Annotated in this window: 10 protein-coding genes; 6 read left to right on the top strand and 4 right to left on the bottom strand. The window is 44.2% G+C overall.

Annotated features, from left to right (window positions below):
* From ACP45E_RS07590 to hslR, 4 genes are all read right to left on the bottom strand, one after another.
* On the bottom strand, positions 1–1,477 hold a 1,477-nt coding region (locus tag ACP45E_RS07590), incomplete at its 3' end, for an AsmA family protein (RefSeq protein ID WP_069584856.1).
* Between the two features lie 213 nt (positions 1,478–1,690).
* Positions 1,691–3,319, bottom strand: a complete 1,629-nt coding sequence (gene pckA, locus ACP45E_RS07595; RefSeq protein WP_017036278.1) for a phosphoenolpyruvate carboxykinase (ATP) — start codon at positions 3,317–3,319, stop codon at positions 1,691–1,693.
* A gap of 334 nt (positions 3,320–3,653) precedes the next feature.
* Entirely contained in the window at positions 3,654–4,529 is an 876-nt protein-coding gene (gene hslO / locus ACP45E_RS07600) for an Hsp33 family molecular chaperone HslO (RefSeq protein ID WP_017037149.1), read from the bottom strand.
* A gap of 15 nt (positions 4,530–4,544) precedes the next feature.
* Positions 4,545–4,946 (bottom strand): ribosome-associated heat shock protein Hsp15, encoded by a 402-nt coding sequence (gene hslR / locus ACP45E_RS07605; RefSeq protein WP_017036280.1) that lies wholly within the window; start codon positions 4,944–4,946, stop codon positions 4,545–4,547.
* 241 nt (positions 4,947–5,187) lie between these two features.
* On the opposite strand from hslR, the gene gspC reads away from it, so the two are divergent.
* The 6 genes from gspC to gspH all read left to right on the top strand — a co-directional run bounded on the left by gspC (position 5,188) and on the right by gspH (position 12,081).
* Positions 5,188–6,126 (top strand): type II secretion system protein GspC, encoded by a 939-nt coding sequence (gene gspC / locus ACP45E_RS07610; protein WP_017036281.1) that lies wholly within the window; start codon positions 5,188–5,190, stop codon positions 6,124–6,126.
* 37 nt (positions 6,127–6,163) lie between these two features.
* Positions 6,164–8,194, top strand: coding sequence for a type II secretion system secretin GspD (gene gspD, locus ACP45E_RS07615; RefSeq protein WP_017037148.1), 2,031 nt, complete (start codon positions 6,164–6,166; stop codon positions 8,192–8,194).
* A complete protein-coding gene (gene gspE, locus ACP45E_RS07620) occupies positions 8,194–9,687 on the top strand; it encodes a type II secretion system ATPase GspE (protein ID WP_017036283.1) in 1,494 nt (497 codons plus the stop codon). The genes gspD and gspE overlap by 1 nt, the downstream gene beginning before the upstream one ends.
* Positions 9,687–10,907, top strand: coding sequence for a type II secretion system inner membrane protein GspF (gspF, locus tag ACP45E_RS07625; RefSeq protein WP_017036284.1), 1,221 nt, complete (start codon positions 9,687–9,689; stop codon positions 10,905–10,907). Before gspE ends, gspF begins: the two co-directional genes overlap by 1 nt.
* Positions 10,908–10,943: 36 nt before the next feature.
* Positions 10,944–11,387, top strand: a complete 444-nt coding sequence (gene gspG, locus ACP45E_RS07630; RefSeq protein ID WP_017036285.1) for a type II secretion system major pseudopilin GspG — start codon at positions 10,944–10,946, stop codon at positions 11,385–11,387.
* Between the two features lie 103 nt (positions 11,388–11,490).
* Positions 11,491–12,081, top strand: coding sequence for a type II secretion system minor pseudopilin GspH (gspH, locus tag ACP45E_RS07635; protein ID WP_017036286.1), 591 nt, complete (start codon positions 11,491–11,493; stop codon positions 12,079–12,081).
* The last annotated feature ends 49 nt before the right edge of the window (positions 12,082–12,130 follow it).

Genomic DNA, 12,130 nt, shown 5'->3' on the forward strand with positions numbered 1-12,130 from the left:
ACCGCTCTTCCGATCTGTTAAGTTCTCTAAACCCTGATGCTTCGAAATAACCGCTTTCTAATGGAATGAATAAACGTTCCAATTGCCATGAGCCGTTGTCAGCATTGCTATTTAACATTGCTTGAGTTGCGACGGTATCGTCATAACTCAGGCTATTAGCCGACATTTCCAGCTCCCCACGCCATAACCCGACCATATTATTACGTTTAAGTTCTAGGTTGCGACCAGAAATATTGGCGCCTGATATCTGCCAAAAAGGTGCATGTTCTATTTGAATGATCTGACTGCGTGCAATATCAAGTTGCTTAATGGTTACGGCGTCTTGCTGTGAAAAATATGCAGAGAGTATCGATAAGCTCTTTGCGGTATTTTCGGTCAATTTCAGCCCAGATGCTTTTAGCCAATCCAGCTTCGTTGTCGTTGGAGATAGGTGCCCAGACAGTTGAAGCCGACCTTGTAGAAAGTCACTATCAAACTCAGAAATCGTGAGTTTGTTCGGCTGAAACTGTAATTTTGCTATCGGTGAGATGAGCCATTGATCTGAGTAACTCATACTTTCTGCATTAAACGAAAGGTAGGCGTTTTCTTGTTGCCAAATAGGGGATGAATCTGAGCTCGATGTGAATAGCGATACATTTTCGATGGATGCATCTAGGTTAACTGCTTGAAATGTTTCGAATTCAAAATGGCTGTTTAGTATATCAAGGCTATTGATATGACTGATTTTGTTAATGATGGGGATGAAATCGGTGTACAGCGATGGCAGTTTATCTTGTTCTGACAGACTCAATTTATTGATGGTGACGTTAATTAATGACCAGCCATGATCAAATTGCTCTGCTTGCCCTGACACTTCAGCATTACGCCACTCAAATGAAGCCCCAAAAATCGTACTGTCCTTGGGCTTGTAGTCGAGGTCAATTAAAAGGTCATTGAACGCTTCACCTTGATAGTAGAGCTGATCGGTACTGAATTGGATGACACCGAACGGTATCGTTTGATTGCTTTCTGCCCAACGCGGATTTTTGACCTGAACATTGACCCCACGAGCAATGATATCTTGGGAGGAAACATCAAAATTATTCAGGGCAATTTGGTGCACCGTCAGGTGCTTTTGCCAATCAAATGAAGGTTGAAGTGCCTGGAGGCTTAATCCATCAATAAGAACGCTATCTACTACCCATTTCTTTTGTTGATAGGGTGTTCGATTGAACCAAATATCCATTCTAGGGATATAAGTGATGTTCTGCTGCTGTTGATTCTGTTGCTGGTGTTGATAACTGACGCCTTCTAAAGAGAAGTGAAACGGCGGGTTATAAGTGAATTTTTCAACGTGAATTCGATCCTCTAAAAACTGATGGGATAAATAATTCGTAGCGCTGGTGGCGTAGTGTGTTTGAGAGAGAATAAACACAGATGCAATAAAAAAAATGACGAAAGAAATGAGGATTAGCGAGAGAACCAATAGCTTTTTCATGAGAGGCCTAATCCAGTTTGAATAACAAGTATCATTTATATTGTCTATAGATTGGTACAAAACGGTGTTAGCTTCAATAGAAAAGCCCCTAAATTTAGGGGCTTGTAACTAAGTTTCAAAAATAAGTTTCAAAACAACGCTAAGTTTTCAAGATAAGTTTTAAAACACGTTATCACTGATCTTATCTAATGTAGACCCTTAGGTTTTTTACTTTTAGTCGAGCTGTGGGCCAGCAGCAACCAGAGCTTTACCTTCGGTATTGTCTGTGTACTTATCAAAGTTATTAATAAAGCGTTGTGCAAGATCATGCGCCTTGCTTTCCCACTGTAGTGGATCTACATAGGTATCACGAGGATCTAGAATCGCAGGGTCAACACCTGGTAGTGATGTTGGTACTTCAAGATTGAACACTGGAATCGACGTTGTTTCTGCTTTCTCAATGGAACCATCAAGGATTGCATCAATGATACCGCGAGTATCTTGAATTGAGATACGTTTTCCTGTGCCATTCCAACCGGTATTCACAAGGTAAGCTTCTGCACCAGCGGCTTCCATACGCTTAACCAGCACTTCCGCATACTTGGTTGGGTGCAGCGTTAAGAATGCCGCACCAAAACAAGCAGAGAACGTTGGTGTTGGTTCCGTAATGCCGCGCTCTGTACCTGCAAGCTTCGCTGTAAAGCCGGATAGGAAGTGATATTTGGTTTGCTCTGGTGTCAACTTAGACACTGGAGGAAGAACACCAAACGCATCCGCAGATAGGAAAATTACTTTGTTTGCGTGACCGCCTTTTGAGACCGGTTTAACAATGTTATCAATGTGATGGATAGGGTATGAAACTCGCGTATTCTCTGTTTTTGAGTTGTCATCAAAATCAATAGAACCGTCATTTCGAACCGTGACATTTTCTAGCAATGCATCGCGGCGGATAGCGTTGTAGATATCTGGCTCAGCTTCTTTCGATAGTTTGATGGTTTTCGCGTAGCAGCCACCTTCGAAGTTAAACACGCCGTCATCATCCCAACCGTGCTCATCATCACCAATCAGTGCACGTTTCGGGTCCGTTGATAGCGTGGTTTTACCGGTACCAGACAAGCCAAAGAATACCGCGACATCGCCATCTTCACCCATATTTGCACTGCAGTGCATTGATGCGATGTCTTTAAGAGGAAGGAAGTAGTTCATCATTGCGAACATCCCTTTCTTCATCTCGCCACCGTACCAAGTACCACCAATCAACTGCATGCGTTCGGTAAGGTTAAAGACGGTGAAGTTTTCAGAGTTCAGACCATGCTCTTCCCACTTCTGGTTGGTGCATTTCGCGCCATTCATGACCACAAAATCAGGTTCAAATGTCGCGAGTTCTTCTTCGGTTGGGCGGATGAACATGTTCTTAACGAAATGCGCTTGCCATGCCACTTCTGTAATAATTCGAATACTGAGGCGAGTATCAGGGTTCGCACCACAGTAGCCATCTATCACAAACAAACGTTTACCGGACAACTGGTTGGTTACCAGCGTTTTCAGGTCATTCCATACTGTTTGGTCGATGGCTTTGTTGTCATTTTTAACCGCGTCAGATGTCCACCACATGTGCTCTTCTGTTGTGGCATCTTGTACAATGTATTTGTCTTTTGGCGAGCGACCAGTAAAGATCCCAGTATCAACAGCAACAGCACCGAGTTCAGTCACTACGCCTTTTTCGTAGCCTTCTAAACTTGAACGGGTTTCTTCTTCGAATAATTGTTCGTAACTAGGATTACGAAGAATCTCAGTTGCGCCAGTAATTCCGTGCTTAGTTAGATCGATTTGTGCAGCCTTTGTATGTTCCATAACAGTCATAGGTGCTCCTTGTAAGGATATTTTGTAGGGATTTGTAATATTATTATTTTTTGTTTGCTCATCATGCTATCAACGGAATTACCAGAAAACAGGGATATGGCTCAAATAATGACCATATATCTAATGTGGTTTTATGTGTGTCATCACATAATGGCTGTACTTATAATATCCTGTAAGCAAACCTTTGCGCTAGAGCAAAAGAATTATTAATACTAAGAAATTAAGTGCGTTTTTTTGGAACGGAAGCCCTTGTTTTACCTGGGTTTGATCACAAAAAAAGCCAGCGGAGAGCTGGCTTAGTAACGGATTTTACGTGCTTGTTGTTTTAAGCAAATTAATGCAGCGTACCGGAGTTTAAGTTGGCCTCAATAAACAGTTCTTTGACCTGTTCTTCATCGAATGAATAATGGGTGCCGCAATAGTCACAATGAAGAGAGACAGAACCTTCAGTGGCGATAATATCAGCAACTTCTTCTTGACCAACAGTCATAATCGCCGCACCACTGCGTTCACGAGAACAACCACAGTGGAAGGTCACCGGTTGTGGTGCAAAGAGCTGAACTTGTTCCTGATTATACAAGCGATACAGAAGATCATTCGCTTCCAATGAAAACAGTTCTTCATTTTTAACCGTGTTAGTCAATTGCTCAAGGTGTTCGAAATCATTCTCAGTACCGGTACCATCAGGCATCACTTGAATCAGCATGCCCGCTGCGCAAGGCTTACCATTGTATTCGCCAGTACGAATCCATAGTCGAGTCTTGAGTTGTTCAGAGCGCTCGAAGTAACCTTCAAGTACTTCCGCTAAGTTGTCGCCTTCTAGCCCTACAACACCCTGATAGCGCTCACCCTGCTTAGGTTCGATCGTGATCACTAAATGGCCTTTACCGATTAGGTCATGCAGGCCTGCTTGTTCATTGATGTCACCGTCATAACGCGCAACGCCACGTATTTTTTGCTCGTGATCGCCATTGATAACAACCAGTGATACCGGGCCGTCACCTTGAAGTTGCATGGTAATCGAACCTTCAAATTTAAGTGTTGCGGTGAGAAGGGTTGTGGACACGAGTAGCTCACCCAGCAGTTTTTGCACTGCGGCAGGGTATTCCTTACTAGAAATTATTTGTTGGTATGCTTCATCCACTTGTACCAACTCACCGCGTACAGAAAGATCTTTAAAAAGGTAGCGGTTTAATACATTGCTTGCCATCTAGGGAGCTCCAGATTATTGATTTTTAAATTTAATAATATTTCGACGCTGCTTCTTATCAGGTCGCCGTTCAGGGCTTGGGTTGTGTGCGTGCAATCGACGTTGTTCAGCATTATCTGCACGCTTTTTGATGCTTTCCGTTGTCTCTATATAGAGTGTTTGCGCTTCTGGTGCCCCACGCCGTTGATCTGAAAGCTTCTCGATAGTGACTGTTTTTTCTTCATGCCCTTGCTTTAGTGTAATAAGTGCACCAATTTCTACAAGTTTACTCGGTTTGCTGCGCTGACCATTATATTGCACCTTTCCACCGTCAACCATGTTACGTGCGATGGAACGAGTTTTATAAAAGCGGGCAGCCCAAAGCCACTTATCGAGTCTGATTGATGTAGATTTGGAGTCTGAAGAGCTAGAGCCCATAGTGAAAAATACCTCTAATAGCGTTTCGCGCAGTCACTGGGTGTTGGCAACAGTCACTAAATGTGGATAAACAATGGTGTTGTGAAGCCATTTTTTCAAGGTAAGCACCAAATATTCGGGTGAATTTACGATAGCATCATTACGCTATGTTATATTTAACGGTCATAACTGTATGATCGATAATGCTAATCGCAATGGGCTATCCGCGATTTTTAATTGATATTTATAAAGGGTTTTTGGAGTGAAGCAGAACTTTTTTTCTAACAACATTGCTTCAAATGTTTGGCTGCAAAAGTTGACAGCGCATTCGGTCGTGATTCAGCAGCGTGCCAGTCTTTTGCTCTGCGTGCTATTGCTGGTTTTATCTGCTTGGATGCTCGGAAAGGTATTTTGGCTGGTACAAAGTCCGGTGGACTCTGTGACTCCTTGGGTGGCGCAGCCGATCAGCAAGCAAAATAAGGCTCAATCGACAATTGATACCTCTTCCTTAACCGGTAGCCATTTATTTGGTGAATATAAACAAGAAAGTAAGCCGATTGAAAAACCAGTGGTTCAGGATGCCCCTAAAACGCGCCTGAATCTGACGTTGGTTGGGGTGGTTGCCAGTAGCGATAATGGCAAGAGTCTGGCCGTCATTGCTAATCGTGGAAGGCAGGCTACTTATGGTTTGAATGAGCAAATCGAAGGAACGCGTGTTCAACTAAAAGCCGTGTTTAATGATCGCGTTATTATTGATAATTCGGGTCGAGATGAAACCTTGATGTTAGCTGGGATTGATTACAGCAAGCTTTCTCAAAATACAGCTCAAAACACAGCCGCGGTGAGACCTAGTGTCAATCGTCAGGGTAACAACCCAGTTAAGAGTGATAATGAGTCGAATTTGGAGACGGTTCGCGCGCAAATCTCAGAGGACCCACAGAAAATATTCCAGTATGTTCGCATGTCGCAAGTGAAACGCGATGGCAACGTAATCGGTTATCGAGTCACACCAGGAAAAGAGCCGGAACTATTTCGTTCAGTTGGCCTCGAAAGTGGTGATATCGCAACGCAGCTCAATGGGCATGACCTGACGGATCCTGTATCAATGAGTAAAGTATTCAGCGCTATTTCTGAGTTAAGTGAATTGAACTTAACGGTTGAGAGAGATGGTCAAACCCATGATATTAATATTGAATTTTAATGTTGATGCAATTGTGCACCAGCGTGAGGAGTAAAAAGTGAAGCATTGGTTAAATAAGAGTGCTTGGTTATTAGTCGGAAGTTTATTAGCAGCCCCAATGGCCACAGCGAACGATTTCAGTGCCAGCTTTAAAGGCACTGATATTCAAGAGTTTATTAATATTGTTGGTCGAAACTTAGAAAAAACCATCATTGTTGATCCATCGGTTCGTGGCAAAGTTGATGTGCGCAGTTATGACATGCTGACCTCTGAGCAATATTACAGCTTTTTTCTAAACGTTCTAGAGGTGTATGGTTTTGCTGCCGTTGAAATGGACAACGGTGTACTCAAAATCATCAAATCGAAAGATGCTAAACATTCAGCGATTCCCGTTGTAAGTGACGACAGTGAACAAGGCGACAGCGTAATAACACGTGTTGTGGCGGTGAAAAATGTGTCGGTCCGAGAGTTATCACCACTTATTCGTCAGCTCAATGATAACGCCGGAGCAGGTAATGTGGTGCACTATGATCCGGCCAATATTATTCTGATCACGGGCCGAGCAGCCGTGGTTAATCGCCTTGCTGAAATCATTAAACGCGTCGATCAGGCGGGTAATAAAGACATTGAAGTTATTGAACTTAATAACGCCTCAGCAGCTGAAATGGTTCGTGTAGTTGAAGCGCTAAACAAAAGCACCGATGCTAAAAATACCCCCGCACTCATGCAGCCTAAATTGGTTGCGGATGACCGTACTAACACTATCTTAATTTCGGGTGACCCTAAGGTACGTGCGAGATTGAAAAAGCTCATCAAACAGCTTGATGTCGAGATGGCTTCTAAAGGTAATAACCGGGTTATTTATCTGAAATACGCGAAAGCGGATGAACTGGTCGATGTACTAAAAGGCGTGTCAGATAATCTTCAAGCTGAAAAACAAGCAGCAAGACAAGGTGCTTCGGGTTCGAGTAGCAATCGTAATGAAGTCATGATTTCTGCGCATACTGGAACTAACGCGCTAGTGGTCACTGCTCCGCCCGATATTATGAAAGCAGTTCAAGACGTTGTGTCGCAACTCGATATTCGCCGTGCTCAAGTATTGATTGAAGCATTGATCGTCGAAATGGCGGAAGGCGATGGTATGAACTTTGGTGTTCAATGGGGAAACTTAGAGACTGGTGCTGTTGTTCAATATGGCAATACGGGTGCTTCAATTGGTAATGTCATGATTGGGCGTGAACAAGCCAAAGATTCAACCAAGACAGAAAGCTACTGGAACTCTAGTGAGAATAAGTGGGAATCACGCGAAACAACGGAAGAAGGTGATTACACTGCATTGGCTGGCGCGTTAGCGGGTGTCAATGGTGCGGCGGTGAGTATTGCAATGGGAGACTGGACTGCGTTGATCAGTGCAGTGTCGACCGATTCCAACTCAAACATTCTCTCCTCACCAAGTATCACGGTGATGGATAATGGTGAAGCCTCGTTTATTGTTGGTGAAGAAGTCCCTGTACTGACGGGGTCAACCTCTGGTTCTAATAACGAAAATCCTTTCCAGACTGTTGAACGTAAAGAAGTGGGTATCAAGCTTAAAGTGGTGCCACAAATCAATGAAGGTAATTCGGTACAGCTTGATATTGAGCAAGAAGTGTCCAACGTGTTGGGTGCTCAAGGCGCTGTTGATGTGCGTTTTGCCAAGCGTCAGCTCAATACCAGCGTCATGGTTGAAGATGGCCAGATGATCGTGTTAGGCGGTTTGATTGATGAGCGAGCACTAGAAAGTGAGTCTAAAGTTCCAATATTGGGTGATATTCCGTTCTTAGGTTATCTATTTAAGTCTACCAGCACTCAGGTTGAGAAAAAGAACCTAATGGTATTCATTAAACCGACCATTATTCGTGATGGTATGACGGCAGATGGTATTACGCAGCGCAAGTACAACTTTATCCGTGCGGAGCAGCTGTACAAGGCAGAACAAGGCTTAAAGCTTATGGATGACAACAACATACCTGTGTTGCCAGCCTATGGTAAAGACATCAGTCATCCAGCAGAAATTCAAGCATTTTTTGATCAAATGGATACTGAGTAATGAGTGAGCAACTAGACAAGAGCGTTATTTCTCGCTTGCCCTTTAGTTTCGCCAATCGATTCAAACTGGTGCTCGAGCAAGATGACCAAGGCTGCACGTTATTCTATGTCGCCCCACTTGCCATTGAAGCACTCGTCGAAGTAAAGCGTGTTGCTAAAGTGATGTTCACGCCTGTTGAACAGAGCGTTGAAGAGTTTGATCGAAAGCTTACTGAAGTGTATCAGCGAGATTCTTCGGAAGCTCGTCAGTTAATGGAAGACATCGGCGCAGACAACGATGATTTCTTTTCTTTAGCGGAAGAGTTACCACAGGATGAAGATCTGCTTGAAACGGAAGATGATGCGCCGATCATCAAATTGATTAATGCGATGTTGGGGGAAGCCATCAAAGAAGGCGCTTCTGATATCCACATTGAAACGTTTGAGAAATCGCTGTCTATTCGTTTCCGAGTGGATGGGGTGCTGCGTGACGTTCTAGCCCCAAGTCGTAAGCTGGCACCTTTGCTTGTGTCGCGTGTGAAAGTCATGGCTAAGCTCGATATTGCGGAAAAACGCGTTCCTCAAGATGGTCGTATTTCACTGCGCATTGGTGGCCGAGCGGTTGATGTTCGTGTCTCGACCATGCCGTCATCTCATGGTGAACGTGTGGTTATGCGTCTGTTGGATAAAAATGCAACCCGATTGGATTTGCACAGTTTGGGAATGACCAAACCTAACCACGATAGTTTCAGCAAGTTAATCGAGCGCCCACATGGCATTATTCTGGTCACAGGGCCGACAGGTTCGGGTAAGTCGACCACCTTGTATGCGGGCTTGCAAGAGCTAAACAGTAACGAAAGAAACATCTTAACAGTGGAAGACCCGATTGAATTTGATATCGATGGTATCGGTCAAACGCAGGTTAACCCGAAGGTGGATATGACCTTTGCTCGAGGGCTTCGCGCTATTTTGCGTCAAGATCCCGATGTGGTTATGGTTGGTGAAATTCGTGACTTAGAAACCGCCCAAATCGGTGTTCAAGCCTCATTAACCGGTCACCTGGTGATGTCGACCTTGCACACCAATACGGCTGTCGGTGCGATCACCCGTCTTCGCGATATGGGAATAGAACCGTTTCTAATTTCATCTTCGCTACTTGGTGTATTAGCGCAGCGATTGGTTCGTACCCTGTGTAGTGGATGTAAACAGCCTTATCAAGCATCACCTGAGCAAAAAGCTCTGTTTGATGTGGTTCCAGATGACGAATTGACTCTGTATAAACCGTGCGGTTGTGAAGCCTGTAATTACAAAGGTTATCGAGGTCGTACGGGTATTCATGAACTCTTAATCGTGGATGAAGATGTTCAGGCGCTTATCCATAGTGAAGCGGGTGAACAAGCCATCGAGAAGTCGGTGCGCCAACAAACACCAAGCATTCGAAGTGATGGATTATTGAAAGTTCGTCAAGGTGTCACCTCTATTGAAGAAGTTATGCGAGTCACTAAGGAAACCTAATGGCTTCATTTGAATATAAAGCGCTCAATGATAAAGGCCGACAAAAAAAAGGCGTTATCGATGGAGACAGTGCTCGTCAGGTACGCTCTCGTTTAAAAGAACAAGGTCTTGTGCCGATTGAAGTCACAGAGACGCGTGCGAAAAGTAACGCTCAGTCTGATCAAGGTGGCTTAAGCTTCAAGCGAGGTTTAAGTACGCCGGATCTGGCCTTGATTACTCGACAGCTATCTACCCTTGTGCAGTCAGGTATGCCGCTTGAAGAGTGTTTAAAAGCCGTTTCAGAGCAATCAGAAAAGCCGCGTATTCGTAACATGCTTGCTGCAATACGCGCTAAGGTGACCGAAGGTTACACGCTGTCTGATAGCCTGTCGGATTACTCTCACGTATTTGACGATCTATTTCGCTCCATGGTGGCGGCAGGGGAAAAATCCGGTCATCTAGATTCAGTGCTAGAGCGTTTAGCTGACTATGCTGAAAATCGCGAGAAGATGCGATCTAAACTACTGCAAGCGATGATTTATCCGATCGTGTTGGTGGTCTTTGCAGTCAGTATTGTCGCGTTTTTGTTGGCTGCGGTGGTGCCTAAAATCATCGATCAGTTTGTACAAATGGCGCAAGAGTTACCTCAGTCGACTCGGATATTGCTAGCGTCCAGTGACTTTGTTCAGCAGTGGGGGATCGTGCTACTCATTGCTGTCATTAGCATTGTAGTTTTGGTTAAGTGGTTGCTGACTAAGCCCAATATTCGATTGTCTTGGGATAAAACCCTGTTGTCAGTGCCCTTGGTCGGCAAGATCATTAAAGGGCTGAATACGGCGCGATTCGCTCGTACTCTCTCGATTTGTACATCGAGCGCCATTCCTATTTTAGACGGGATGAAAGTGGCTGTGGATGTGATGTCGAATCAGTATATAAAGCAGCAAGTCATCGCGGCGTCAGAGAATGTTCGAGAAGGAACCAGCTTAAGAAAGGCCCTTGACCAAACCAAGCTTTTTCCACCGATGATGCTGCATATGATTGCCAGTGGTGAACAAAGTGGTGAGCTTGAAAGCATGCTGACTCGCGCCGCTGATAACCAAGATACTCAGTTTGAATCAACCGTAAATATTGCTCTTGGCATTTTTACCCCAATGCTTATCGCTTTAATGGCGGGTTTAGTGTTGTTTATCGTGATGGCAACCTTAATGCCAATTTTAGAAATGAATAATCTGATGAGCTAACAACTCTCTTTTGCGTCAATTGATTTTGGAGAAAAAATGAAACATAAAATGAACAAACAGTCAGGCTTTACTCTTTTAGAAGTCATGGTTGTGGTCGTGATTTTAGGCTTACTTGCCAGCTTTGTTGTTCCGAACCTTATCGGAAGTAAAGACCAAGCGGATCAGAAAAAAGCGGTGATTGATATCGCGTCACTGGAAAGTGAACTGATGAAATATCGACTGAATCACCACTCTTTTCCAACCACCGATCAAGGGCTAGAGGCCCTGGTGACGAAACCTAGCAACCCTGAGCCGCGTAATTACCCAGAAAATGGCTATGTGACTCGATTGCCGGTTGATCCTTGGGGCAATGAGTACCAATACCTAAATCCGGGTGAACATGGCGTGATGGATATTTTCACACTGGGAGCTGATGGGCAAGAAGGTGGTGAAGGCGTCAACGCTGATATTGGTAACTGGAACATCCAAGATTTCCAATAAAGCCTAATGAGCTTAATGAGATAGCTCCGCGAAAAACGGTCGCTATCTCTTCGCTCCCCAAACAACCACCCATACTGTACACCGCGAAAAGAGTTGCCACCGCATGATGAAATACAAACAACAAGGTTTTACCTTGCTAGAGATATTATTGGTTCTAGTGGTGATCTCTATGGGTGTGGTGACAACACTTTCAGCCTTACCTGACAATAGCCAAGATAATGCGAAGCAGCAGGCTCAAGCCTTATTTCAACGCCTTCAATTAATCAATGATGAGGCGATACTGAGTGGCAAAGATTTTGGCCTTCGTGTCGATGAGACGCGCTCTCGCTATATTTGGATGGGCATTGAAAATGGGCAATGGAAGCCGGTTACGCTCGATACTATCCCGGAAGAGACTGAACTCACGGAAGAAGGAGTGTCGATTGAAATGACGTTAGGGGGCGATGCTTGGAATGACAAAGATCGTCTCTTTCAACCCGGGTCATTGTTTGATGAAGAAATGTTTGCTGATCTAGAAGCGGATAACAAACCACTTCCACCCCAGATATTTCTATTTTCAAGTGGGGAAGTGACTCCGGTATCCATTGCTCTATACCCTCAAAATAAAGACGCTAAACAGGATGGTTGGCAAGTGGTCATTAAAGAGAATGGCCAAATCCTATTAATGTCTCCGGGAGAGCAGGATGAACAGTAGCACGATGAGTAAGAGTCATGTGAGCAAGAATATTGTTAGTCATAACATA

This window comes from Vibrio genomosp. F10 str. 9ZD137, assembly GCF_049974785.1.
Lineage (GTDB): Bacteria > Pseudomonadota > Gammaproteobacteria > Enterobacterales > Vibrionaceae > Vibrio.